Source organism: Mycobacterium sp. E1214, assembly GCF_001666755.1.
Taxonomy (GTDB): domain Bacteria; phylum Actinomycetota; class Actinomycetes; order Mycobacteriales; family Mycobacteriaceae; genus Mycobacterium.
The window spans coordinates 1-25,566 of the sequence record NZ_LZJC01000016.1 but is presented as its reverse complement, the minus strand read 5'-3'; the positions used below and the strand labels follow the sequence as shown (position 1 = coordinate 25,566).

Below are 25,566 nucleotides of genomic sequence, written 5' to 3'. Positions count from 1 at the left end.
AGGGGCACCACCCGCCGCTTCACGCGCCGCTCAATCGGTCGTAGGCGCCGATCACCCACAACGCCAGCGGTATCAGCGCAGCGGTCAGCAGGTAAGTCGAGTAGTCCAGCATCGTCTTCAGCCGCTGGGACCCGGGGTGAGCGCGTATTCCGAGGACCGAGAGGCCGGCGATCAGCGTGAGCACGATCACCCACCCTGCCAGCGCCTGCAATCGGCTACCGCCTTGTGCCAGAACACAACTCAGTGCCGTCAAGCCACCCGCGGGAACGGCCAACCCGGCGCGTTCCAGGGCGGTACCGGGGCGTTGAACGTAGCATCCCAGCGCGGCAGCGCAGGTCCACGCGAACGCGAGATCCGACCATGCGGGGGTGCCGCGAGCGGTGAGAACTACCGCCACGCCGAGGGCGGCGGTGACGGCCAGGCCGGTATAGAGCGCCGAACGCGTCAAGGTTTCCGATCTGCTGCGGGACCACACATCCTGCTCATCGACCGCGCCCGGGCCCCCGTCGCCTTCCGTGCCGCGTCGGCGCCGAGCGGCACGGGCGAAGCGCACCGGCAGGCGCGGCACCAGGCGGCAGCCCAACGTGGTGAACACGGCCAGCAAGCTAGCCGTCACGCCGATGCCGGCGCCGGCCGTGTGTGCGGCCAGCGCGAGGGCAGCGAACCCGGAAATCACGCCGGCGCTGAGATAGCCCCAGTGCCCGGTGCCGATGACGCGAAACAGGGCGCCGGCCAAGAGAACAAGCGCTGTGCATCCGCTCGCCAACGCATAACCACCCCACCCGCGCAACGCCAGCCAGCCGACTGCCGCCGCGACGGGCAGTGTCGCCCACCCCAACGCCGCGCCCACGTCGGACTGGTGGTGTGAGCGATAGGCCAAGGCCGCGGTACCGGCGAGCATCAGCGCCGTGACCACAGCCAACCCCAGCAGCACCGCCCGGTGCGGGGCGAAAATGGGGGAGAGCAAGAAGTAGACCCATACCGCGGTGCCGAGGTAGACACCGGCGAACGTCATCACGCGGGCCGCTCGCCAATCCCACGCAGCGCTACCGGTTTTGTTCAAGCGCGCTGCGGCATCCACCACGTCGTCGTACAGCGTCGGCGCGCACAACGCGCGCTCGGCGGTCAACCGCAGCAGATCGCCCTCGGCGACGCCGGCTTGGCGCAGCGTGCGGTCCGCCGGCAGCGCCGCCGTGCCGCCGTGACGGGTCAGCACCCAGACGTCGTGTCTGGCCTCCGCGGGCTCGTCGAGTGAGTCGGTGTTGACGCCGTCGCGCAGTCTCGCGACCTTCACCAGCTCCGGGGTCAACCCGGCGATCGGCACGTCCAACGGCAGTGACACGTCGACCTGAGTCCGGCTGCTCAGGAACGACACTCGCACCCGCTCCGGCACGGGCGAGATCGTCGCGGCGTGCCCACGACCACGGGGGTCGGTCATCGGTCCGGTGCCCACGCCAGTTGGACCACGTCGCTGCGGACCGTTCGGGAGATCAGCATGCCGCGCCCCGGCGGCATCAGCTGGGCTTTGTAGCCGAACAGCGCGCCTTCCTCCTTGGTGCCGCTCATCACGAGACCGTGGCACGACAAATCCTTGAGCCGCCCGACGATCGGATCCATCAGGGCCCGCGCCGCTCCGCCGATACGTCGGGTGACGACGACCCGCAGGCCGATGTCTCGTGCCTGGGCCATGTATTCGACGATCGGGGCCAGCGGGTGGTTCAAAGAGCCACCCGGAATCAGGTCGTAGTCGTCGATCAGCACGTACAGATCCGGGCCGTGCCACCACGACCGCTCCTTGAGCTGCTGCTGGGTGATGTCACTGGGCGGCAACCGGTCCTGCAGCGACGCGCCCAGCGCGGTCATCAACTCTCCGCAGGACTGCGCGGCGGTCGCGTATCCGCCGAGGTATTCGTTCTCGACGGCGCCAAGCAAGGTCCGGCGGAAATCGACCAGGATGATCTTGCACTCCTGAGGCGAGGCGTTCTCCATCAACCCCTGGGCGATGTTGCGCAATAACGCGGTCTTACCGCATTCACCGTCACCGAAGACCACCATGTGTGGCTGGGCGTCGAAATCGAGTATCACGGGCGCCAATTCGGACTCGCTGAGACCGATCGCAACCTTGGCCTTGCCCAGTGCACCCGCCCGCCGGGCGGCCTCGACGACAGCGTCGCGGCCGACGTTGTGCGGCAGCATCCGCACCCGCGGCGCCTCCCGGTCACCGTAGAGCTGGCGCACCGCCGCGCAGGCGTCGGCCACACCGGAGGGCAGGTCCTCGACGTCGGAGCTGGAGTCCAGGCGCGGCAACCCGATGAGGATGTGTAGGCGTTCAGGGCTCATGCCCCGGCCGGGCCGCCCGACCGGCACAAGCTCGGCCCACTTGCGGCCGACGTCGCTGTCGACCGGATCGCCCATCCGCAACTCCACGCGGGTGCCGAGCATGTCCTTGACGGCCGGGCGGATCTCCATCCAGCGACTGGCGGTGATCGCCAGGTGGATGCCGTACGACAGGCCCTGGATCGCGATGGCCTGCAACGCCGGTTCCAACAGTTCGAAATCGCTTCTGATGGTCGCCCAGCCGTCAACCACGAGCACGACGTCGCCGAAGTGGTCGTGGCTCAGCGGGTCTCGGGCGGCGACCTCCGGCGGCATGGCCGCCAATTGCGCCTTGCGCTGGCGGAAGTCGCGCATCGATTCGATTCCCAGATCGCGGAATCGCAACTCGCGCTCACGCAGCAATCCGCTGACCTCGGCGACCGTGCGGCGGATGCGATCGGCGTCCATGCGGCCGGCGACGCTGCCGACGTGGGGGAGGGCGGTCAGGCTGCCCAGGGTGCCGCCACCGAAGTCCAGACAGTAGAACTGCAGCTGTTCGGGAGTGTGCGTGGCCGCCGCGGCCATGATGAGCGTGCGGATCGCCGTCGATTTGCCCGACTGCGGGCCGCCCACCACTGCCACGTTGCCCTGGGCACCGGACAGGTCGACCACCAACGCATCGCGGCGCTGATCGTAGGGGCGGTCCACCACGCCGATGGGTAACCACAAGCGCCCATTGAGGTTTCTGGGGTCGTTCCAGGTCTGACTGGGCAACAGGTGGTTGACTGGGGGACTGGCTTCCAGGGGCGGCAGCCAGACTTCGTGGGCGGGGCGGCCGTGGCCGCGCAGCCTGTCGACCACCACGTCGAGCAGCGTGATTTTGCTCGGTCCGGACGCCGCCGCAGCGGGCTCGTCGACGCCCGCGTCGAGCGGGGCGACGGTGGGGACCGGATCTTTATCGACGGGGGTGGCGGTGAAGAGCTTGGCCGCCTGCGCACCGAGCAGCGTCGTCCTGCCGGTGCGCGCCGAGAGCCGGGGACTCACGTATTCGCCCGAGACGTACGACGAGTTGAACCGGACCGGTTCGTCGGCATCGCATTTCAGGAAGGCCGAGCCCGGAACGCTGGGCAAGTGGTAGGCGTCCGGGACCCCGAGCACACTGCGGGACTCACCGGCGGAGAACGTCTTCAGGCCGATCCGGTAGGACAGGTGCGAGTCCAGGCCGCGCAGCTTTCCTTCCTCGAGGCGCTGCGACGCCAACAGCAGGTGGATGTGCAGCGAACGGCCAAGTCTACCGATCATCACGAACAGCTCGGCGAAATCTGGCTTCTGCGAGAGCAGTTCGGAGAACTCGTCGACCACGATGAACAATGCCGGTAGTGGGTCCAACTCGGCGCCGTTGGCCCTGGCGCGTTCGTACTCGGTCACGTTGGGGAAGTTGCCGGCCGAGCGCAGCAGTTCCTGGCGCCGATTCATCTCGCCGGCCAGGGCGTCGCGCATCCGGTCGACCATCGTCAGCTCGTCCTCGAGATTGGTGATGATCGCCGCGATGTGGGGCACACCGTCGAGCCCCAGAAACGTTGCCCCGCCTTTGAAATCCACCAAGACCAGGTTCAGCACCTCCGGCGAGTGCGATGTGATCATCGCCAGAACCAAGGTGCGCAGGAATTCCGACTTCCCGGACCCGGTCGCGCCGATGCACAGGCCATGCGGGCCCATGCCGGCCTCGGCGGACTCCTTGATGTCCAGCTCCAGCGGTTGTCCGGACGGGGTGTACCCCACCGGGACCCGCAGGCGGCTGCGGGGTGTGAGCCGTCGCCACACGTCCTCGGGGACGATCTCGGCGGCGTCGGGGATCTTGAGCAGTGCCATCAGCCCCGGATCCGTTGCCCGGGTGTCGGATTCCAACGTGACGATGTGAGCGGCGCCGCCCAACTGGTACCGCCCGAATGCCCGCGCGGTGGCTGCCGCCTCGGCCAGCGTCAGGCGGTCCGGCGTGGCGAAACGCTCCATGCCCGCCGCGGTGCGGGCCCCGATGTCGTCGCCGTCGGCGACCAACTGCAGCCCGCGCCGCGACGCCGGCCCCTGCCGGGGGCCGTTGAGGTCGAGCACGGTCACGCTGTCGAGTCCGGCGTCGGCCACCAACCGCTCGTCGCCGGTGACCTGGCCGTCGTCGATGATCACGACCAGTTGTGGCAAGCCCTGTTTGGGCTGGGCGTTCCGGGTGAACCGGCCGCGGTCCGCGAGGTCGTTCGCCAGCGAGCTCTCCAGCAGTTCGAGCGAGGGGAACAACATCCGCATGCTCCCGCACCCGTCTCGTGCCGAGGGGTGCTGCGCCTGCGGCAGCCATTTGACCCAGCTCCAGCTGTCGTGGTCCGGGTTGGCGGTCACCAGCGCGACGTGCAGATGATCCGGGCCGTGAAAGGCGCACAATTCCAGGAGCATCGAGCGCACCAACTGCCGACCGAGTTCGCGATCGCCCTCGAACGTCACCACCGGAAAGGCCCGCAGCGACACCGCCGTTGGCAGGGCATGCACCACCGAATGCGTGATGACGAAGCGCCGCAAGGCATTGGTCGAGACCGGCTCCAGGTCTTCGGGCGGCCCGGTTTCGGGTGCCATCAGCCGGGTCGCCAGCCGGTGGGTACCCACCCCGACACGCACGTGGCAGAAGTCGTGGTCGGTGGGGCGGCGCTCCCACATGCGCCGCGTACCGGCCACATCGATGAGGGTCCGCGGGTCCGGATGACTCCACTCCAGCGCGGCGCGCTGTGCTTCTCCGGTGGCGTTCGCGTCGTCGCGCAGGCCGGCCAGGTAACTGAAGAAGTCCTTGCGTTCTTCGTCGAGTTCGGCCGCGGCCTTGCCCACTCGGCCGCTGCCGCTCATGAACATGCCGGCCACCGACATCACCATCATCATCGGAAAGATCAGGAACGTCGGATTCCGGCTGACGTCGCGTCCGCCGACCGTGATCATCAACGCGATCATGCCGACGCTCGCAACGACCATCATCAACGGCATCAGCTTGCTCAGCAGGCTGCCCGGAATGAGGCGCGGCACGTCCGGAGGGGATTGAAGGACGACCTCTCCGCCGGGCATGCGCGGCGGCGCGACACGGAGGCGACGGACGAAACCTTGCCTGCCCAACCTAACTCCTGTGCCTCTGGCCGCTCGGCAAAACGAGCCTGTCCACGTAGCGTAAACAGTATGCGTCGAGACCCGGGTTGCGCGCGATGACGGAAGCACCTTCGTTGATAGACCTCGAGGCCGAAGCGTCCGAAGGGCAAGAGCTGAGCCGGATCACAGTTCTGGTCGGCGAGCTGCTAATCGACGTCGGAGTGCCCGACCGGGCCGGCGTCTCGGCAATCGTCAACGACGTCATCGAACTGATCAACGAGCGAATACCCCTGCACGGTTCAAAGATCGAATTCGATAATCCCGAAGGGAAGTGGACGCTCGCGCGCCTCACGGGTGACGCGATCGATCCCCACCGTTCACTCGCCGAAGCCGATGTCCACGACGGTGAGATCCTGGTGGTGCGCGAGGCCCGGGCACCCGCGTCGTCGTCTCTGGTCGACGACCTGACCGGGGCGAGCGCGACCGACGGACCGCGCCGCAGTTGGTTTGCTGAGCAACGTTGGACAGCAGGGTTTTTCGGGATGAGCGTCGCCCTGTCGGCGGGGACGGTGGCCATGCTCGTGGGCAGTGGTTCCGCCGCTGGATGCGTCGCGGGGGTGCCGTTGCCGGCGCTGGGGGTGCTCGTCGCCGGCATCGGTGCCGCGCTCGGCGCGTTCGTGCTGCGGATGCGTTCCGGCGATTCGCCGACGGCCACCTGGTTGGCGGGTATGTCGCTGTTGCTGGTCTTCGGGGGGTCGCTGCAGGTGGTGCCGGACGCCCGCGGCGTTTCGGCCCTGGCCATCGCGTTGGCGCTGACGGCTGTGGTCGCCGTCGCGCAACTCGTGCACTCCCAGCACGGCCGCGCGATCTACGCCACCGTGATTGCGGTTGCCGTGCTCGGGGTGCCCGTCGCCCTCGCGTGCGCACTGGCGCACCCCAATCCGCGGGCCCTGGGCGCGGTTTCGGCGTCCGCCGCCGTCGTCGTCGTGTACTTGGCACCCCGGATCGCGATCATGGTGGCCAGGTTGCCGGTGCCGCGGGTACCCACCGCCGGTGAGCCGCTGGACGACATCGAAACGCAGGGCGGCACCGCGGTCGAGGGCGTGAACGCCGTGGGTAAGCAGGTCATCCCGACGGAGGAAGGCATGGCCGACCAGGTGCGGCGGGCCCGCGATCACCTGACCGGCCTTGTCGCGGCGGCCGCGACCCTAGCCGCGGTCGGCTGTTATCAGGCGCTCGATGTCGGCAATGGATTCTTCTGGCAGGGAACGGCGTTCGGCTTCGCCGTAGCGACGGTGTTGTGTTTGCGGGGTCGCAGTCATCACGACCTGGTCCAGTCCGCCGTATTGATCGGTGGTGGCCTGGTGATCGTGCTGATGGTCATCGTGAAGACGGCGACCCGGGTCCCGGGCTGGCAGGTGAATGCCGCCGTTGCGCTCGTCGCCCTGACGGTGCTGTTGGTGCTGTGCGGCTTGGTCGCGCCGCGGCTCGAGTTCTCACCGGTGATGCGGCGCCGGGTGGAAATCCTCGAGTACGCGGCGATCGCGACGGTCCTTCCCTTGGCTTGCTCGATCACCCGCCTGTACGGCATTTTTCGCGAACTCCGGGTGTGACCGTGCGAGCCGTAAGCTCTCACGAGATTGGTTATGGGTCGCACCGAGTCGAATTCGGTTGTCGCCGGCTCGCGTTCGCGCTCCAGCGTCTTGGGCGCAGGTGTCTCACGGTTTGGGCGGGCTGATCTGCTGTCCCGCCGGGTCTGCCGCTATCCCGTCGTGGACGATCAACGCGGCCTGCTGGGACAATTCGGGCCCGGGCGGAAGTAGCTTCAGCACCGGCCACGGCGCAGTGCGGGGCGTCTCGTCGGTGCTGCCGGGAGCCTTCGCTCCGACGAGCCCCAGCGCCGAAGCTGCGGCCGCGTCGGCGACGTGGAAGCGCACGCCGACATCGTTGACGTAGAACAGCTGTCCCAACGCTCGGCTGCCGGACTCGTCGGTGGCGGCCCGCACGTATTGGCCGGTGCCGGGCGAGAGGTACACGCCGTCCAGGCCGGGCCCGCCGCCGTCGGCGGTGGCCAGGCGCACGGGCTGCGCGTTCTCCGGTAGTGGGAGGCGGTTTCCGATCAACAGGCGGGTGCTGGGCGCGGCCGCGGAGTCGTTGCGCTGCCAGGACATACACGCCACTCGATCCGGGTCGGCGTGGATGAACTGCGGGGGAGTCGCGGGATAGCGGTCCACGCGCAGACTGTGCACGATCGGTGACGCGCTGACCAGCGCCGGGGAGATGCCGATGGGCTCGGTCGCCGTGGGCTTGCTGTAGCGGATGATGTCGGCGGTGGCCGCGGTGATGGGCTGCAGCCCCTCCGGCAGCGCCACGTACAGCTGTTCGCCGCGAGAGTCCACGGCCCGCAGTATCGAACCCACCCGGTAGAAATCCGGTAGGTATCCGGTGGGCGCCCCGGTGTCCTGAATGTCGATCGGCAGGATCGGGTCGACCAGTGGGAACGCGTTCAACAGCCCCGGTGAGACCTCGCGGATCTCGCCGTCCCCCAGATGAAGGGCGTTGCGCAGGGCGGAATCTGCGGGATCGATCGCCGCACGCACTCCGTTGTACAAAAGATAGGTGGTGTCACCGGACTTGGTCAGCATCATCTGGTCGGGGGAGGCGACGCGCACACCGTCGCCCAGGACAGGGTTGTTGCCCAGGACGGTCGTCTCCACCGGCGAGATGCGGGCCGGCTCGGTGACGGCGGGCGGTTGCATCGAATCACACACCGCCCACGACGAGGTCGACGAGTCGTCGGGGCCGTGGATGCTGCTGGGTCCACCGACGACGCCGACCACCGGTCCCAGCGGGACAGAGTTGAGGAAGTTGTCGTCCACTTGCTTTGGTGCGTCGCTCTTTCCGACGATCAAACGGGCCGACGCCAGGTTCAGCACGGGATGCAGGCGGTCACCGATCCGCACGAACATGGTGCCATTAGACTTGCTGAGCATGATCGTCGCGTCGCCGAAATTTGGCGTCGGCCTGAAGAACGCGAGGACGCCCGCGCCTCCGCAGATGAGCACGGCGACGACCACCCCGACCAGCAGCGCCCGCATCTGCCCCCGCATCGGGTCGTGGATCATTCGGGAATCGGCGCGGATGAGCGCGTGCTCCAAGCGGCGGACCAGAAGTCGATACCCATTGACCTGCGCGCGTGTGGTCACCTGCGCCGGCATGGCGGCCCCTCTCGGCGTTCGAGGGAATGTTCAACGACGCGTTCAGCTTACCCGGGCCCGTGCGAGCCTCGCCGAGACGCCAAACCTGTTGCGGCGCAGCCCAGGGGGCCGCTGATGACCGGCGCGACGCGACGGCGGCTGGGGCGACGAAGGGCGTCGCCGGGACTCGTCGCCACGCGGGCGATCTTGCCGCAACGCGTCCTGCCGCTGACCGATGTGCTGACCGTGCAGGCCGTTGTGGTGGCGGGGATCGGCGGCGGGTTGCTGATGGACCGACCCGGCTGGCGCGCGGTCGCCGCGGGCTTCGTCGTCGCGCTGCTGTGCGTGGTGCCGATCCGTGGACGGTCGATGCCGCGCTGGGCGGCTGAGCGGCTGGGCTTCGTTTTCGATCGGTGGCGCCGCAAGCGCCGGCGCGGCCCATCGGAACCGTTCGACGCGAAGGCGTCCGACGGTACACAGATCGGATTTCACTGGGACGGCAAGACTTTGCTGTCGCTGCTGCGCATCGATCAGAATCCTCAAGCGATCACCGTGATGGAGCCCGCGTTGACGGTAGCGGGCGAATCGGTCGCCATGGAGGTCTTGGCGGAATGTCTTCGCCAGTTCGACATCCGCCTGGATTCCATCGATGTGATCTGCCGCGGTGTCCGTTCACACGGCAACGGCCACGTGGGTGCGGTCTACGACGCTGTGCTGGGCCCGCTACCCGCGGTCGCCGAACGTGCGGCGTGGGTGGTGGTCCGGATGAACCCGACGGGCTGCCCCGACGCGGTGCGCCCCCGAGGTAGCGGGCGGGACGCGATCATGCGGACCGCGGCTACCGCGACCCGGCGGGTGGCCAATCGCCTTTCGGATGCGGGGGTGCGGGCCCACATCATGACCGACGCCGAAATGACCAGGGCGGTAACCGAGTTGTCCGACGGGTTGGACGTCACCGACATCGGTGAGAGCTGGCTAGCCTGCCACGCGGGCCGCTTCGAGCTGCGCAGCTTCTCCATCACGCCGGCGTTGTTCACCACGGGGGGGCTCGAGTCGTTGTGGACCGTCCCGAGTCATTCGACGACCCTGTGTGTCACGCTGCGCCGCAATGAACGCGACGACGTCCTGCAGCTTCGCGGGCTGGTGCGGTTCGGTGTGCAGGGACGGGTTCGGGTGCACCTGCCCGGCCTGGAGCAGCTACCCGGTAGGCAGTACGCCGCGCTGCTGTGCAGCCTGCCAGTGCCCCCGCCGCGCCGGTCGGTCCAGCGGTGGGTGGTGGGCCGCGGGGCCACTGCGTTGCACGGCCTGACGTTGCCCACGTCCGGTTGCGGCCAGCTGGTGGGCGCCGACGAACATGGTCGCGCGGTGGCGTTGCCATTGTTCGGGCCGCGAGTTCAGCGGGTGGAGATGTGCGGCACGCTGCACCTGGCGCAGCAGGTGGTGTTGCGATCGTTGGCCTTGGGCGCGGGCGTGCGGGTCCGGACCAGCCGGCCGGCCGCGTGGCAGGTGATGGCGGATCAGGTCGGCGACCGTCATCTGCTGCGCGTCAACGACAACGGCAACGGAGCGGTGGCGGCGCCGGCCGACCCGTCGCGCCCCTTCGCCGTCGAGATGTTCGACGGCCCTTCCGAACGGACCGTTCCGGACGGGGTGACGACGATGGTGGTCCGACCGGTGCACGCCGAGCCGTCCCGACGAGCAGATGTGACCCTGCAGCTGCTCGATCACGATCACGACCTCGTCCGGGTGGCTACCCGGACGGAATCGGCGGTGGTCACGATGGTGGCTACCGACGACGAAATGCGGTACCTCAAGTCGTCATTGGATGCGTGACAGACTCGTGTGGACGGTGCTGGCGATCGATCGATCAGGGGAGCGACCATGACCAACACACCGGGCCCGTCGGCGCGCCAGCCTTACACCACCGCCTACGGTTGGTATCCCGCGCCGCCCGGCGCGAAATCGCAGCGCCCGGACCAACGAAGCAGAGCGCTGTGGGCCGCCGTCGCGGTGCTGGGCGCCGCGACCTTCGGGGTGAGCGTTGCCGCGCCGGTGGCTTCGGGGTACCCGATGCGGCTCAGCGTGTTCGCGGCGGTGGTGGCTGCCGTAGGGCTGCTGCCGGGTCAGGGGGACCGCGGCTGGATCGTCGTGGCGCTCGCTGCCACCGGCTTCGGCGATGCGACCTGCAGCTGGGTCGTAGGCGGCATCCCCAACTGGGCGGTGACGGTCGTCATGGTGCTGACCGCGCTGCAGTCGCTCGCCGCGGCCGGTGCGTTGCTCCACGAAGGCCGGGCCACGCACACCAAAGATGTCGCGACAGGCGACTATTCCGCCTACGCGCAGCTGACCCAGCTGTATCAGGCTTATGCGGCGCACTACCAGCAGCCGCGGCCGGAATCCCAGGCCGCTGCGTACGCCACGGCGGCCGCCCAGGCCGAAGCGGCCGCCCGCGGCGCCGATGCGGCGCAGGAGTCGTTCGCGGACCTGCAAGCCAGGTACGCCCGGCACGGTGTGGGCGCCACCGAGCAACCTGCCCGGGGTTCGAGCGGCGTGCAGTCGGTAGCGCCCGCGGCCGCCCCGGGAGTGCCCGGGGCGAATCACGTTGCCTCGGAGTCCGGGTCGTACCACGCGCGGCGCCAAGCCGTCGACCAAAGCGCTATCGAGCCCACCGGTCCCTAGCTGCGGCCGGCCACCTCAGCCAACGCGGCCCGTCACGCACTGCCCTTGCCGGCAAACCCGTCGGCCATCGACGCGGCGAGCTCCATGAACTCCAAGCGTGTCCTGCTTTTCAGCAAGTCCAAACAGATCTCACCACCCTCGCCGAGATGTTCGTCGTAGGAGACGACGAACAGTGAATGCGCGCGCGAACGGAAATACTGGGTCAGTTGATCGAGATCGATCGGCATGGCACCCGGACGCGCGGAACTGACGACCACCGTGGCGTCGGGCACCAGATGGGCGTAGCCATGATGCTGCAACCAATCGAGGGTCGCCAAGGCGCTGCGCGCAGAGTCGATCGCCGGGGCGGCGACCACGATCAGGGCGTCGGCGGTGTCCAGAACGCCCCGCATGGCCGAATGCGTCAGGCCGGTGCCGCAGTCGGTGAGGATGATGTTGTAGAACCGATCGAGGACCCTGTGCACCGCACGGTAATCGTCTTCCGAAAAAGACTCGGACACCGCGGGATCGCGCTCGGAGGCCAGAAATTCCAGCCGATTGGGACTTTGCGAGGTGTGCCGGCGCATGTCCGGATAGCGCAGCAGATCCCCGTCGGTCCGGAGATCGCGGACAGTCGAACGGGTCTCGTTCGGGCCACGCTGGGCCAGCGTCCCGAAGTCCGGGTTGGCGTCGACGGCTATCACCCGGTCACCCCGTAGCGATGCGAACGTTGCCCCCAGGCCGACGGTCGTCGTCGTCTTCCCCACACCGCCTTTCAGGGATAACACCGCGATGCTGTAGGAACCCCGCACCGGCTGATTGACGCGATCGGTCAGAGTCCGGATCCTTGCTTCCGCCGCGGATTCGCCCACGTTCAGCCTGCCGCCGCTCAGGCGGTACAACGCCTTTCGCCAGCCGTGCCGGGGCGGCCGCTTCGCCAAGCGAATCAGGCCGAGTTCGTTCGCGGCCGGCGCGTTGGCGCCCTGCTGCCATCCCGCGTCGTCGGGCAGGGTGGCCGTGAAATGTGTACGCAGCGGTGGCCGTGCTTCGTCGCGGTCGGTCATGGCACCTCCCGGTGGCTATTTCAGGTTCAACGTCTGCAGAATGCTGCTCAACGCCGCTTTCATGTCGCTTCCTTCGATGAGCATCAATGCGTCCTCGTCGATGCTCTGAAACGCGGCGTCCTGACCCTCGGTGAGGCGGTAGGCGCGTTCCTCCTCGGCCGCCTCGATCACGTTACGCACGAAGCGCCCGTTGCCGGCCAAATCGATGTTCTTTCGGACGTTCCCGTCGTGATCGGTGGACTCCTCGGCGCACAGCCGCGTGCACACACTCACCAACTCGTCGTAGGCGCTCGGTGACAGCTCGGAGTCCCGCGACTTCGCCACCAGGCGGCCGATATCCCCCAGCTCGTAGGGCGTGTAGGACGGAAACCGGATTCGTTTGGTGAACCGTGACGAGAGCCCCTCGTTCGAGGACAGGAAGCGATCGATCTCGGTGTCGTATCCGGCGATGATGACGACCAGGCGGTCCCGGTCATTTTCCATGCGGGCCAGCAGCGTATCGACCGCCTCGCGCCCGAACGCGTCTCCACCGGAGAGGCCGGTCTGGATGAGCGTGTATGCCTCGTCGATGAACAGCACGCCACCCATGGCGGTGTCGATCAGGGCGCTGGTCTTGATCGCGGTGCTGCCCAGGTGCTGCCCGACGAAGTCCTGGCGCTTGGCCTCGACGACGGAAAGCGACTCCAAAAGCCCAAGCCCACAGTAGGTTTTGGCTACCACCCGCGCGATCGTGGTCTTGCCGGTGCCGGGCGGGCCGGTGAACGCCAGATGCAGGCTCCGGGATGCGGTGTTAAGCCCCTTGTCCTCGCGCAGCTTCGCCAGACGCGCCGCGGACCGGAGTTTAGCGACTTGAAGCTTGACATCGGCCAAGCCCACCTGCCGGTCGAGTTCCTGTTGGGCCGCCCGCAGGTGCTCGTTGCCGCGCTCGGTCATACTTTCCGCATCCAGATCGGCCGACGTCGGTGAGCTGGCGGGGTCCCACCGGTCGGTGCGGGCTTCGATGGCCTCCCGGGTGGTGACGACGAGCCGGAACTTGGGATCCTTCAGGGCCGCGTAATTGGCCTCAAATCCCGGTTCCTCGCTGTAGATGCGCTCGAAAATCTTCCGGGCGTCCGGCTCGTTGCCCATCTCCCGCAACGTGAGGCCCTTGCAGAACTCGGCGGCCCGGCGAGCGGCCGGGATGGGGCCTTCCAGTGCTTCGTCGAGCCGACGCAGGCCTTCACCGAACAGGCCCATCTGGGCGCAGGCCGACCCCACCATGAGGTGCGCGCCCGCCGCGAGGTACTCGTCGGTGAACGATGCTGAATCAGCAAGCGCGGTCAGCACATCCGGCCAGCGTTGCGTGGTGAAGTGCAGGATGCCCCGCATGTAGGCGCAGATGCCGTCACTGGCCGGGTCCGGGTGGGCGGCGCGGGCCGCGGCGAGTTCGTCGAGGGTGTATTCGGCTTCGTCGTAATCCTTGCCCTGGATCAGGCTCGCGATGTAGGCGAGTTTGATCTCGGTCAGCGAACTCAGCGTGTAGTCCACGTACAGGCCGGTCTCGAAGCGCCCGCACAGCGTTCGCGGCCCCAAACCCAACCTGCGCTGTTCACGGCCCAACAGCTTGCTGGTGCGGTTCAGGTGGTGGATCACCTCGGGAGTGCTTTCGCCCGCGGCCGCCCGGCCGAGCCAGGCGTCACACATGTCCGGGTCGTATTGGGTTGCCCGGGCAAACGCCTTGGCGGCGTACTGCAGGTCGCGCTCGACCTCCATCCCGTCGATCGGAATACCGAGTGAGAGTATGCCCGCGTCGAACACACGCTGCGCGTTCCTGTTCTCACCACTCATCGAAGGCCCCTCAGCTCTCTTCGATCGGACCGGGTCGGTGCGCCGGCCGACGCGGCAGCGCCCGCATTTGCCGGCCGGCAAGCCGCGACTGCCCGCCTGCGATTGTACTAAGCTGCGGGCCATAGCCTTTCGAGCGTTCGAGTGAGGACAGCCATAATGGTCGGATCGCTGGGCTCCCGCAGTGGAGGGATTCAGGTTCGGACGACCGAACGCGGGTTGCCAATCGCCCTCAAGCTCGATAAGCGCGAGTTATCGAAGTCCCCAACGCAATTGGCACAGGAGATTCTGACGCTCTGCCAGCTTTCGGCCAAGCGCATGCAGGTCGAACGCCGACGCGCGTTGCTCGCCGCCGGCGTCAGCCCCGGCATCGTGCGCGGTCTGAATCTCAGTTCACCCGAAGAGTTGGCCCGGGCCGAGGCGGAGTCGAGCGACAGCCCCGACGATCTCCCCGACAGCTGGATGAGACCGATATGACCGGCGGCCTTGCGGATTCGCTACTGGCACGCATCGCCAAGCAGCGGGATTTGATCGACGCGCTCGATGAACACTGCCGCTCGATCACCGTGCGTGCCACGAGCCGCGATAAGGCGGTGAGCGTCGAAGTGGACGGGCTCGGGGCGATGACGGGCCTATGGCTGAGTGACTTTGCCTACCGCGTGGGAGCCGACACCCTCGCCCAGCTGATCGTTGACACGGCCCACGCCGCGGCGGCGAAAGCGGCTGAACGCCAGCGATATCTGCTCGGGGAATTCGGTCTACGAATGACGGCGTTGGAGCAGGCGCCGCTCGTTCACCACGACGGCAGCGCGTTCCAGCCCGGTCCACGGCGCTCCCGCATCGACGCGAAGGAGGCGACGACACGGCCCACTAGGGGGAAGCCCCCGGGCGCGGTGCCCGGGGGTTGAGCGGGCCCGCGGCGAGCCAGTGACCGCGCGGTCGGAATTCTGTGGCCGACCGGCGCCGCTCGCGCGGCTTCAGGTCGCCACCGGTGCGGGCCGCCATGGGCGTGCGGAGGACCTCGATCGCCACCGCGCTCGGCCGGGTGTCGGTGTGCGCCTTACAACCCCAGATCGCTCAGGCCCGGGTGCTCGGTGGGCCGGGGACCCGCCTGATCCCAGTGGAATTTGCGCTCGCTCTCGGCGATCGCGACGTCGTTGATGCTCGCGTGGCGCCACCGCATGAGACCCGCCTCGGTGAAGTGCCAGTTCTCGTTGCCGTAGGCGCGGAACCATTGCTGATCGACGTTGTGGTACTCGTAGCAAAACCGTACCGCGATCCGGTTGCCTTCGAAGGCCCACAGCTCCTTGATCAACCGGTATTCGAGTTCGCGTTGCCATTTCCCGCGCAGAAACTCGACGATCGCCGGGCGGCCCTGGATAAACTGCGACCGGTTGCGCCACCAACTGTCCTCGGTGTAACCCTGGGCAACTTTCTCGGGATCCCTGGTGTTCCAACTGTTTTCGGCCAGCCGAACCTTCTCCACGGCGCTGTCTGCGGTGAATGGGGGGAGGGGCGGTCTGTCGGCCATGGTGCACTCCTCGAGGGCTGCGGCGGATCATCGTTGTGACGTGTCGTCGACAGGGCGAGGCACCGCGCTACGCGGCGCAGTCGAACGCCCCCATCCTATGCCGTGACGTCGGCGGGTGCCGGCGGCGTCACCAACTGGCATCCGGGGCGATACGGGAGAGCAGCTCACCCAGCTGGACGACGTCCTCGGCGGTGAGGTGGTCGAACACGTGTCGGCGCACCTCGCACACATGTCCCGGCGCAGCCTCGGTCACCTTCTGAAATCCCTTGTCCGTCAAAACAACCCGCGTCAGCCTGCCGTCGCTCGGGTGACTCTCGCGGTACGCGTATCCGTCGGCCTCCAGGCGTTTGACCACGTGGGACAACCGCGACAGCGACCCGTTGGTGACGACGGCCAGCGCCTTCATGCCCATGGTCCGGTCGGTGCGCTCCGCGAGTCGACCCATCACGATGTACTCGTATTGATTGAGGTCGGAGTCGCGGCGCAACTGCGCGTCGAGCGTCGTGGGAAGCAGGGTCATGATCCGCACCAGTTCCAACCATGCCCGGCGCTCGCGTGCGTTGAGCCACCGCACTCGCTTACTCACACGTCCACGATAGCGACTTGACGCTTCAACCGATATCGGTCAAGCTATGACTTGAAATTTCAAGTCAATGGAAAGGCGGGCGATGAACATTGCGCTGTGGGTCCTACAGGGAGTGCTTGCCGTCGCGTTTCTGGGCGCGGGCTCGATGAAACTGTTTGCGAGCCAACAGGCCTTGGTGAGCCGGGGCATGGACTTCGCGGAGCGCGTGCCGATGGGTGCCGTCCGGGCGCTGGGCCTGGCGGAGGTCTTGGGCGCCATCGGGGTGGTGTTGCCCGGCCTCGTCAAGATCGCACCCGTGCTGGTGCCCGTCGCGGCGGCGTGCCTGGCCGCGGTCATGGTCGGGGCCGTCATCCTGCACGTCCGCCGCCACGAGGGGCCCGCCGTGCTCCCTGCGGCGGTGCTGCTGGTGGTCGCGGTCGCCGTGGCGTGGGGCCGGTTCGGGCCCTACGCTTTCTGAAACGCCGCGGCGCCGGCCCGCCCGAGGGTCAGTCCAGCCGATACCGGATCAGCCGGGAACTGTTGGCCACCACCGCGACCGAGGACGCGTTGTGCAGGATCGCGGCGAGAACGGGGGACAGGGCGCCACCCGCGCCGATGATCAGCCCTGCGGCGTTCACGGCGATGGACATACCGTAGTTCTCCCGGATGACGTCGACGGCCCGGGCGCCCAGGTCGCGCACGTCGAGCAGGCGGTGCAGGTCGTCGTTGGCCAGCGCCACGTCGGCGGTCTCGACGGCGACGTCCGTGCCGGCCAGGCCCATCGCGATGCCGATGTCGGCGGCCGCCAGCGCGGGGGCGTCGTTGATGCCATCGCCGACCATGCCCACCACGTACCCGGCGTCCTGCAGCTCACGCACCACCGCGAGCTTGTCCTCGGGCATCACCTCCGCGCGCCACTCGTCGATCCCCAGCTCGTCGGCCACCACCTCGGCGATGTCCGGGTGGTCGCCGGTGAGCATCACGATCCGGCGAATTCCGTTGGCACGCAACCGCTCGAGCACATCGGCGGCTTCGGGCCGCACCTCGTCACGAAGGCTGATCAACCCCACCAGCGTGCCGTCGACCGCCAGCAACAAAGGCGTCTCGGCCTGGCGGCGCAGCTTGTCCACCCATTCCGCGGCCTTCTTGGACACCTTGACCTTCTCGGCCCGCAGCAGCCCGGGGCTGCCCAGGAGTAGGGTCCGCCCGTCGGCCCAGGTGCGCATGCCCAGGCCCACCAGTACCTCGCACTCCTCGTGTGGGGGGATGGTGATGTGGCGTTCCTCGGTGGAGCGGATGACCGCCTCGGCCAACGGGTGGCGGGAGTGGATCTCGGAGCTGGCGGCGTAGGCCAGCACCTGCTCCGGTTCCCAATCCTTGTGCATGGCAACGATATTGGTGACGATCGGGCGGCCGACGGTCAGCGTCCCGGTCTTGTCGAACACGATCGCGTCCACCCGGCCCGCCTGCTCGAGGTGCGAGCCACCCTTGATCAGGATGCCGCGCCGGGCGCCGTTACCGATCGCGGCGCTGATCGCGGTGGGGGTCGAGAGCCCCACCGCGCACGGGCAGGCGATCAGCAGCATGGTCATCGCGCGCCGGACGTCGCCGGTGACCGCCAGGGTGATCGCGGAGACGATGAACGACGTGGGAACGAAACGGCGGGAGAAGTTTTCGCCGACGGTCTGAATCGGCGCCCGGTCGTGCTGGGCTTCCTCGACCCGGGAGATGATCCGACCGATGGTGGTCTGGTTGCCGACGGCCTGCGCACGCACCACCAGGCGCCCGCGCACCACCACCGACCCGGCATGCACGTGCGCGCCGGACACGACACTCACCGGCAGGTTCTCGCCGGTGATCGCGGACTGGTTGACCACGGCTTCCCCGTCGACCACCTCGCCGTCGACCGGGATGGCGACGTGGTCGTGCACCACCACCTCGTCACCGATCTCCACGGTGTCGATCGGCACCTGGACCTCGGTGCCGGCCTGCGGGCCCTCCCGCAACCGGATCCACGCCGTGTCCTGGCTGCCGCGCAGGAGCTCGGAGATGGCGCGCCGGGTGCGGCGCAGCGTGAGGTCCTGAAGGTACTCGCCGATGTTAAGCAGCCACAGCACGGTGAGCGCGACGACGTTCTCGCGCAGAATCAGGCTGGCCACGGTGGCGGCCGACACCAGCGCGTCGGTTCCCGCCCGCCCGGATCGCAGCGAGCGCAGGGCGCCGCGCAGGAACGGGTAGCCGGTGAAGATGGTGACGCCCGTGGCGACCGCGCGGCCGCTGGGCCCGAGCAGCGGTGGCCGGGCGAACACGTAACGGCGCACGCCCAGCAGGGCCAGCGCCGCGCCACCGATGACCATGCGCAGCACGTCGGCGTTCCGAATCTCCGCCGAATGCGGCGCCCGCGCCGGGATCAGCTCGGCCGCGACGTGCGCGGCGGACCCGATGGCGTCCAGCAGCTTCGGGGGCTGGGCGCGTCGCGGCGAATACCAGACGACGACCGAGCCGGTGCGCGGGTAGGCGTGCACGGCGCGCACCCCCTGGCAGGCGGCCACGGCCTCCTCGACGGCCACGGCGCGCCGCGAGTCGCCGCGCAGCCACGGCACCGCCACCCGCATCCGCCCCGCGGCATCGGAAAGCACCCGCAGCGCAGCGTTATTCGACGAGTCCACCTCGGGGACCAGGGCCAGCGTCATGCGCGGGCGGTCAGTGCTCGTGGTCGTGCACGTCGGTGACGGCCGGGGTCGGGGCTTCCTCGCCAATCCGTTCGCGGGCCTCGGCCATGACGTCGGCGAGCTTGAGCCGGGCCGACTCCGCGGCTTCCTCGGCCTTGCGGGTGCCCCGCAGGCCGAGCTCGGCGCCCTTGACGGCCGTTTGGTGCAGCGGGGCCTTGTCAATCGCCTTGCGCACTACCTCGTAGGCCGTCACGCCGACCAACCCGGTGACAACCGTTCCCGCCGCCTTCGCCAAGAGCCCGTACACCGCCATGGAAGAAACCTTTCTCTTTGTTCGTCGGAGCGTCAACCAGCGCTGAACCGACGTTAACATTGAGATATAGCGATATCAATATGGATTGCCCGCCGGGGGTGGGCGATGGCTTGCGCGGGGCGGGCTGGCGATTACGGTCGGGGGGTCGGAGGGAGCCCGTCATGTCGATCGATCCGCCCCCCTTTCCCGGCCAGCCGCCGGGCTACGGGCCGCACTACGGCTGGAGTCCGGGCCCGCCCGCCGTCCCGCCCAAACCGGCGCCCCGAAAGCACTGGTACGCGGTGGGTGCCGGGCTCCTCGCGGTCGGGATCATCCTCGGCGCCACGGTGTTCGGGGTGGGGCTGGTCACCATCTTGAGCAAGCGACCCGCGGCCGAGCACACCTTCGGCAGCGGCGGGTCGACGACCGTGCACATCGACGCCGGCGCGACGAAGGTCATCTACGTCGACAACGACGAGGGGTCCGGGCGGCACCGCGTGCACTGCGACGTCGACGGCGGTTCGACCCAGCGTCCCCGCCTGCAGCGCTACGACGGCAACATGACGCTCAATCACTGGGACGCGTTCTTCACGATCGACGCCGTCGACTCGGGTGACTACACGATCGCGTGCACGGGAGCGCCCGCGGACACCTTCGGCGTGGGGGACAAGCCCAGCACCGCCGCGTTCGTCGCCACGATCCTCGGCGGGCTGGCGGGAGTGGGGATCGCGGTGGCGGGCATCGTCACCCTCGTCGTCACCGCGGTGCTGCGGCACCGCCGCGCGACGACGCCGTGGTACCCCGGCTTCACAACACCCGGGTGACCTTCTCCGTCTCGATGCGGCGCGGCAGCGCGGCCGGGTCGGGATTGGCCACCTGCACCAGCGAGCCGCCGACCGACAGGATCGCCAGCAGCCCGTCGACCAGCTCGGCCGGTCCCGGCCACGACGCGGTGGACAACACCCGATCCCGCGACGTCAAAGCCCTTGTCGCAACGGCTCTTTCGCACTCCGCCCGGACCTGCTCGACAGTGCGGCCGGCCAGCGCCGGGCCGGGCCGGGCCTCCGGAACGATCTGGTCGCCGTGCACCCGCACCGCGGTGGCGTAGTCCGTCACCCCGATCGGCAGGCCGTCGGCGGGGCGGCCGAACGGGTCCAGCGACAGCACCGCCACCTCGCCACCGGGTGCCGCCGCGTCAGCCTCGTCGAGCCGCTCAGCGGTGCACAGCGCCAGGTCGGCCGGGCCGTCGAGCACCGCCTCCGCGCCGATCCACCACACGCCGAACAGCACCGCGGCCGTCTGCCAGTGCGCCGGCAGCAGGATGGCGACCCGGCTGGCCGGGCCGGCGCCCAGCTCGTCGCGCAGCAAATTGCCCGTCTTGGCGGCCCAGTTGGCCAGGGTCACCGCCGACAGTTCGATGCGCTCACCCGTGGCGTCGTCGTAGTAGGTGATGCGCGGTCCGACCGGGTCGGCCCGCAGCAGCGGATCGAGGATCGCCCCGGACAGCGTCGCCGGCGCGCTCAGTTGATGCACTCCGGCTTGTCGGAACCAGCGGTCAGGATCGGCGACGGCGCCGGCACGTTCGGGTCGGCGGCCGGGCCGGTGTTCGACGCCTTGGCGGCCAGCACCGGCCCGCCCGACGAGCCGCCGGAGAGCCCCGAGCCGGGGCCGCTGTAGTCGTTGGCCAAGACCACCCGCACCGACCCGGGCGCCAGCGACGTGTCCGGGACGACGGGTAACCCGCCCAGCTCCTTGGACACCTGCTGGGCGCCCAGATCGTCACTCTTGGCGGCGCGCACCTGGCTGGTCTTGACGTGTGTGCCGTCGCTGTTGCCCACCGTGCCCGCGCCAAAACCCTTGGCGCTCAACACATCCGACACCGCGGCCGCCAGGCCGTTGATGTCGGTGTCGTTGACGACGCTGGCGGTGGTCTTCGCCGGGGTGTAGGCGATCTCCTCGGTCTTGCCCTGCTCCTGGTTGTGCAGCAGGCTGCCGACCCAGTCGGCGACCTGATGCGGGTCGACCCGCACCACGCTCTGCATGCCGTCGTCGCTCCAGCCGGCGCCGTCGAGCACCGGGATGGTGGCGAACGCGACGTTGCCGCCGGCCAGCTTCTGCATCTGCTGCACGAAATCCATGACGTCCCAGCCGGCGGAGATGACCACCGAGCGCTGCACGGCCGCCTCGAGCCGCTTGACGGTGGCGGGGCTGGACAGCGTCTGGCCGGAGATGACGCGGTGGGCCAGCGACGCCATCACCACCTGCTGGCGCACCACCCGGTCGAGGTCGCCGCGGGGCAGCTCGTGGCGTTGGCGCACGAAGCTCAACGCCTCCGGGCCGCTGAGTCGCTGCGGGCCCGCCGGGAAGTCCGCGCCCGAAAGCGGTTCGAACACCGGCTCTTTGAGGCACACGTCGACGCCGCCCAGCGCGTCGGTGATCAGCGAGAAGCCCAGCAGGCCGATCTCGGCGTAGTGGTCGACGGTGACGCCGGTCAGGTCGGCGACGGTCTTGATCAGCGCGTCGCGGCCGGCCTCGGTGCCCTGCGCGGCGGCGTCGGCGGCGGAGTCGCCGGCGCGCACCAGGCTGGCGCGCTTGGACTCGCGGGTCTGGCCGTAGACGCCGTTGATCTTGGTCTTGCCCAGGCCGGGCGCCGCGACGTAGGAGTCGCGCGGGATCGAGATGGCCGTCGCCGACTTTCCGTTGTTCGGGATGCGGATCAGGATGATCGTGTCGGTGTTGGTGGCTTCCTCGTCGCCGGCTTTGAGGGTGTCCAGTTCCTCCTGGGACAGCGGGTTGCCGTGCGCGTCGGTGCGGCTGTCGAGGCCCACCAGCAGGATGTCGATGGCGCCGTCGTCGCCGCCCTTGCCCAGCGAGGGCGCCGACATGTGGAAGATGCCGTTCTCGAAGGAGCGGACATTGGTCCATGCGATCCCGGTGCCGACGACGACCAGCAGCGTCAGCGCGGTGGCAATCACACGAATCACACGATGCACAGGCATCCCATTAGGCTACTTGCGACACACGCGCTTCACGGGTAACGAGCCCCGCGTGCCCAGGGATCGCCCCAACTTTTCGGGGCATGCCAGACTGAAAACCATGTCGGGCAGGATCGTGATCACGGGTGCCGGCGGCCAGTTGGGCGGTTTTCTGGCGTCGCTGACGGCGCGTCAGGGCCGCGACGCGGTCGCCTTCACCTCGTCGCAATGGGACATCACCGACCCCGGCGCCGCCGAGCGCATCGTGCAGCGCGGCGACGTGGTGATCAACTGCGCGGCCTACACCAACGTCGACGGCGCCGAAAGTGACCAGGCGCGGGCGCACGCGGTCAACGCCACCGGCCCCGAACACATCGCCCGCGCCTGTGCGCGTGCCGGCGCCCGGCTGCTCCACGTCTCCACCGACTACGTGTTCGGTGGCAACGCGCCGGCCGAGCCGCGCCCGTACGAGCCCAGCGACCCGACCGCACCGCAGGGCGTCTACGCGGTGACCAAGCTGGCGGGGGAGCGGGCCGTGCTGGCGGCGCTGCCGGACGCGGTCGTCGTCCGCACCGCCTGGGTCTACACCGGCGGCACCGGCAAGGACTTCGTCGCGGTCATGCGCCGGCTGGCCGCCGGTGACGGCCCGGTGAACGTGGTCGACGACCAGACCGGGTCGCCGACCTACGTCGCCGACCTGGCCGACGCGGTGCTGCAGATCGCCGACGACGGGGTGCCCGGACCGGTCCTGCACGCCGCCAACGAGGGCGCGGTGTCGCGCTACGAGCAGACCCGCGCCATCTTCGAGGAGTGCGGCGCCGACCCGTCCCGGGTGCATCCGGTGAGCACCGCCGAGTTCCTGCGCCCGGCTCCCCGCCCGACCTACTCCGCGCTGTCCGGCCGCGAGTCCGCGGCGGCGGGACTGCGCCCGCTCAGGCCCTGGCGGCCCGCGCTGGCCGCGGCCCTGAACGCCGCCCTGGACGGCGCCGTCGCCGCGGATCGACCGTTACCCTCGACGCGTGACTGACGTCCTGCCGGTCGTGACCGTGACCTATTCGCCGGGCCCGCACCTCGAACGTTTCCTGGCCTCGCTGTCGCTGGCGACCGAGCGTCAGGTGTGCGTGCTGCTCGCCGACAACGGCTCCACCGACGGAACGCCCGAGGCCGCCGTCGAGCGCTACCCCAACGTCCGGCTGTTCCACACCGGCGCCAACCTCGGTTACGGCACCGCGGTCAACCGCGCGGTCGCCGAGCTGTCGGAGAGCGAGGGCGCGGGCCAGGACTGGGTCATCATCGCCAACCCGGACGTGCAGTGGGGCCCGGGCAGCATCGACGCGCTGCTGGACGCGGCCGGCCGCTGGCCGCGGGCCGGCGCGCTGGGCCCGCTGATCCGGGACCCCGACGGATCGGTCTACCCGTCGGCCCGCCACCTGCCCAGCCTGGTCCGCGGCGGCATGCACGCGGTCGTCGGGCCGTTCTGGAAGCGCAACCCGTGGTCGGCGGCCTACCGCCAGGAGCGGCTGGAGCCCAGCGAGCGGGTCGTCGGCTGGCTGTCCGGGTCCTGCCTGCTGGTGCGTTGGGCCGCGTTCGTGCAGGTGGGCGGCTTCGACGAGCGCTACTTCATGTACATGGAGGACGTCGATCTCGGTGACCGCCTGGGGCAGGCCGGCTGGCTGAGCGTCTACGTGCCGTCGTCCGAGGTGCTGCACCACAAGGGCCACTCCACCGGCGACGACCCGGCCAGCCACCTCGCGGCCCACCACCGGAGCACGTATATGTTTCTCGCCGACCGGCATTCCGGTTGGTGGCGCGCCCCGCTGCGCTGGACGCTGCGGGCCTCCTTGGCGGCGCGCTCCCGGCTGATGGTGCGCAGCGCGCTGCGCACCTCCCGACGCGGAAAGGCGACGCTGAGTTGACGAACCCGTTGACGGTCGACGCGGTGGTGCTGGTCGGTGGCAAGGGCACCCGGTTGCGGCCGCTGACCCTCTCGGCGCCCAAGCCGATGCTGCCCACCGCCGGGCTGCCGTTCCTCAACCACCTGCTGTCGCGGATCGCCGCGGCCGGCATCGAGCACGTCATCCTCAGCACGTCGTATCAGGCCGCGGTGTTCGAGGCCGAGTTCGGCGACGGCTCCAAGCTGGGCCTGCAGATCGACTACGTCACCGAGGAACGGCCGCTGGGCACCGGCGGCGGCATCGCCAACGTGGCCGGCCACCTGCGCCACGACACCGCGATGGTGTTCAACGGCGACGTGCTCTCCGGCGCGGACCTGCGCCAGATGCTGGAATTCCACACCGAGCAGCGCTCCGACGTCACCCTGCACCTGGTCCGGGTCGGCGATCCCCGCGCGTTCGGCTGCGTGACGACCGACGACGACGGCCGCGTCACCGCCTTCGTGGAGAAGACGCAAGATCCGCCGACCGACCAGATCAACGCCGGCACCTATATCTTCGGCCGCGACATCATCGAACGGATCCCGACGGGCCGCGAGGTCTCCGTCGAGCGCGAGGTGTTCCCCAACTTGCTCGCCGACGCCGGCGTGAAGGTGTGCGGTTACGTCGACGCCACCTACTGGCGCGACATGGGGACGCCGGAGGACTTCGTGCGCGGGTCGGCGGACCTGGTGCGCGGGATCGCCCCGTCACCGGCCCTGCGGGGCCACCGCGGCGAACAGTGGGTGCACGACGGCGCCGCGGTGTCGCCCGGCGCGGTGCTGGTCGGTGGCACCGTCGTGGGCCGCGGCGCCGAGATCGGGCCCGGCGTGCGGCTGGACGGCGCGGTGATCTTCGACGGCGTGAAGGTCGAAGCGGGCAGCGTGATCGAACGCTCGATCATCGGCTTCGGCGTGCGGATCGGCCCGCGGGCGCTCATCCGCGACGGCGTGATCGGCGACGGCGCCGACATCGGCGCGCGCTGCGAGCTGCTGCGCGGCGCCCGGGTGTGGCCCGGCGTGGCGATTCCCGACGGCGGCATCCGCTACTCGTCCGACGTGTAGTTCGTTTCGTTGTCGCCCCTGCGGGCCGAGCGTGCGGTTAGCTTCACGTTCGGCGCCGAACGTGAAGCCAGTTTCACGCTCGGCAGGCCCGGCCCACCAAATATCTCAGGGCGTCGTCGGAGCCGGGCGGCAGCTCGTCGGCGGGCCACCACCGCAGGTCGTCGGACTCGTCGCTGATCGCGATCCGCGCCCCGGCCGGGGCGTGCGCGACGAATTGCAGGTCCAGGTGCCGCGTCGGCTTGCCCAGCGAGCAGGTGACCGGGTGCACGTGCACGGCCGCCAGCCCGGGCGCCAGCAGCAGCCCGTCGACGCCGGACTCCTCGGTGGCTTCGCGCAGCGCGGCGGCCGCGATGTCGGCGT

21 protein-coding genes and 1 pseudogene are annotated in these 25,566 nt (G+C 69.2%); 10 read left to right on the top strand and 12 right to left on the bottom strand.

The features are described 5' to 3' along the window. Positions 1-19: 19 nt before the first annotated feature. Both eccD (A5700_RS01750) and eccCa read right to left on the bottom strand, forming a co-directional pair. Positions 20-1,438, bottom strand: a complete 1,419-nt coding sequence (gene eccD, locus A5700_RS01750; protein WP_156671027.1) for a type VII secretion integral membrane protein EccD — start codon at positions 1,436-1,438, stop codon at positions 20-22. Next, positions 1,435-5,463, bottom strand: a complete 4,029-nt coding sequence (gene eccCa, locus A5700_RS01745) for a type VII secretion protein EccCa (protein ID WP_068072733.1) — start codon at positions 5,461-5,463, stop codon at positions 1,435-1,437. The genes eccD (A5700_RS01750) and eccCa overlap by 4 nt, the downstream gene beginning before the upstream one ends. 86 nt (positions 5,464-5,549) lie before the next feature. On the opposite strand from eccCa, the gene eccD (A5700_RS01740) reads away from it, so the two are divergent. After that, a complete protein-coding gene (eccD, locus tag A5700_RS01740; RefSeq protein ID WP_068072735.1) occupies positions 5,550-7,046 on the top strand; it encodes a type VII secretion integral membrane protein EccD in 1,497 nt (498 codons plus the stop codon). 105 nt (positions 7,047-7,151) lie between these two features. Here eccD (A5700_RS01740) and eccB read toward each other — a convergent pair whose 3' ends face one another. Next, positions 7,152-8,651, bottom strand: coding sequence for a type VII secretion protein EccB (gene eccB, locus A5700_RS01735; protein WP_068072737.1), 1,500 nt, complete (start codon positions 8,649-8,651; stop codon positions 7,152-7,154). Positions 8,652-8,765: 114 nt separating this feature from the next. Between eccB and eccE the strand changes: the two genes are divergently transcribed. Together eccE and A5700_RS01725 are read left to right on the top strand one after the other, a co-directional pair. Beyond that, positions 8,766-10,463 carry a type VII secretion protein EccE gene (eccE, locus tag A5700_RS01730; RefSeq protein WP_082960611.1) on the top strand — a complete coding sequence of 566 codons (1,698 nt, stop codon included), beginning with the start codon at positions 8,766-8,768 and terminating at the stop codon, positions 10,461-10,463. 48 nt (positions 10,464-10,511) lie between these two features. Then, a complete protein-coding gene (locus tag A5700_RS01725) occupies positions 10,512-11,309 on the top strand; it encodes a DUF5336 domain-containing protein (RefSeq protein ID WP_068072740.1) in 798 nt (265 codons plus the stop codon). Between the two features lie 32 nt (positions 11,310-11,341). On the opposite strand, the pseudogene A5700_RS01720 reads toward A5700_RS01725, so the two are convergent. Together A5700_RS01720 and eccA are read right to left on the bottom strand one after the other, a co-directional pair. Continuing rightward, a pseudogene (locus A5700_RS01720) lies at positions 11,342-12,325 on the bottom strand (AAA family ATPase); the annotation flags it as partial. Positions 12,326-12,367: 42 nt separating this feature from the next. Next, complete coding sequence (gene eccA / locus A5700_RS01715; RefSeq protein WP_068072743.1) at positions 12,368-14,179, bottom strand: type VII secretion AAA-ATPase EccA; 1,812 nt, start codon at positions 14,177-14,179, stop codon at positions 12,368-12,370. Between the two features lie 156 nt (positions 14,180-14,335). Between eccA and A5700_RS01710 the strand changes: the two genes are divergently transcribed. Together A5700_RS01710 and A5700_RS01705 are read left to right on the top strand one after the other, a co-directional pair. After that, positions 14,336-14,653, top strand: coding sequence for a hypothetical protein (locus A5700_RS01710; RefSeq protein WP_068072747.1), 318 nt, complete (start codon positions 14,336-14,338; stop codon positions 14,651-14,653). After that, positions 14,650-15,084, top strand: a complete 435-nt coding sequence (locus A5700_RS01705; protein ID WP_082960613.1) for a YbaB/EbfC family nucleoid-associated protein — start codon at positions 14,650-14,652, stop codon at positions 15,082-15,084. The genes A5700_RS01710 and A5700_RS01705 overlap by 4 nt, the downstream gene beginning before the upstream one ends. A 152-nt stretch (positions 15,085-15,236) precedes the next feature. Here A5700_RS01705 and A5700_RS01700 read toward each other — a convergent pair whose 3' ends face one another. After that, positions 15,237-15,707, bottom strand: coding sequence for a nuclear transport factor 2 family protein (locus A5700_RS01700; protein WP_068072749.1), 471 nt, complete (start codon positions 15,705-15,707; stop codon positions 15,237-15,239). A gap of 127 nt (positions 15,708-15,834) precedes the next feature. Next, entirely contained in the window at positions 15,835-16,293 is a 459-nt protein-coding gene (locus A5700_RS01695; RefSeq protein ID WP_068072752.1) for a MarR family winged helix-turn-helix transcriptional regulator, read from the bottom strand. Between the two features lie 82 nt (positions 16,294-16,375). On the opposite strand from A5700_RS01695, the gene A5700_RS01690 reads away from it, so the two are divergent. Continuing rightward, the gene (locus A5700_RS01690; protein ID WP_068072755.1) at positions 16,376-16,750 is read left to right on the top strand and encodes a DoxX family protein; all 375 of its coding nucleotides are present in this window, start codon (positions 16,376-16,378) and stop codon (positions 16,748-16,750) included. Between the two features lie 28 nt (positions 16,751-16,778). Here A5700_RS01690 and ctpC read toward each other — a convergent pair whose 3' ends face one another. Together ctpC and A5700_RS01680 are read right to left on the bottom strand one after the other, a co-directional pair. Continuing rightward, positions 16,779-18,965: a manganese-exporting P-type ATPase CtpC gene (ctpC, locus tag A5700_RS01685; RefSeq protein ID WP_068072759.1), complete on the bottom strand. Its 2,187-nt coding sequence runs from the start codon at positions 18,963-18,965 to the stop codon at positions 16,779-16,781. Positions 18,966-18,975: 10 nt separating this feature from the next. Further along, positions 18,976-19,257 carry a DUF1490 family protein gene (locus A5700_RS01680; protein WP_068072765.1) on the bottom strand — a complete coding sequence of 94 codons (282 nt, stop codon included), beginning with the start codon at positions 19,255-19,257 and terminating at the stop codon, positions 18,976-18,978. A gap of 161 nt (positions 19,258-19,418) precedes the next feature. Here A5700_RS01680 and A5700_RS01675 point away from each other — a divergent pair, with 161 nt between their 5' ends. Further along, positions 19,419-20,060, top strand: a complete 642-nt coding sequence (locus tag A5700_RS01675) for a hypothetical protein (RefSeq protein ID WP_068072767.1) — start codon at positions 19,419-19,421, stop codon at positions 20,058-20,060. On the opposite strand, the gene A5700_RS01670 is transcribed toward A5700_RS01675, so the two are convergent. Further along, a complete protein-coding gene (locus A5700_RS01670; protein ID WP_197502901.1) occupies positions 20,044-20,769 on the bottom strand; it encodes a TIGR03089 family protein in 726 nt (241 codons plus the stop codon). The genes A5700_RS01675 and A5700_RS01670 overlap by 17 nt on opposite strands. Continuing rightward, positions 20,757-22,235: an LCP family protein gene (locus tag A5700_RS01665; protein ID WP_068072770.1), complete on the bottom strand. Its 1,479-nt coding sequence runs from the start codon at positions 22,233-22,235 to the stop codon at positions 20,757-20,759. Before A5700_RS01665 ends, A5700_RS01670 begins: the two co-directional genes overlap by 13 nt. A gap of 97 nt (positions 22,236-22,332) precedes the next feature. Here A5700_RS01665 and rfbD point away from each other — a divergent pair, with 97 nt between their 5' ends. Genes rfbD through A5700_RS01650 form a run of 3 tightly spaced genes read left to right on the top strand, consistent with a single transcriptional unit; the run spans position 22,333 to position 25,206 of the window. Next, positions 22,333-23,238 (top strand): dTDP-4-dehydrorhamnose reductase, encoded by a 906-nt coding sequence (gene rfbD, locus A5700_RS01660; RefSeq protein WP_068072773.1) that lies wholly within the window; start codon positions 22,333-22,335, stop codon positions 23,236-23,238. Next, complete coding sequence (locus tag A5700_RS01655) at positions 23,231-24,127, top strand: glycosyltransferase family 2 protein (RefSeq protein WP_068072776.1); 897 nt, start codon at positions 23,231-23,233, stop codon at positions 24,125-24,127. Before rfbD ends, A5700_RS01655 begins: the two co-directional genes overlap by 8 nt. Positions 24,128-24,135: 8 nt before the next feature. Continuing rightward, the gene (locus tag A5700_RS01650) at positions 24,136-25,206 is read left to right on the top strand and encodes a sugar phosphate nucleotidyltransferase (RefSeq protein ID WP_068072778.1); all 1,071 of its coding nucleotides are present in this window, start codon (positions 24,136-24,138) and stop codon (positions 25,204-25,206) included. Between the two features lie 73 nt (positions 25,207-25,279). On the opposite strand, the gene A5700_RS01645 is transcribed toward A5700_RS01650, so the two are convergent. Continuing rightward, positions 25,280-25,566, bottom strand: a 287-nt coding sequence (locus A5700_RS01645) for an NUDIX domain-containing protein (RefSeq protein ID WP_197504135.1), incomplete at its 5' end; no start/stop codon positions are given.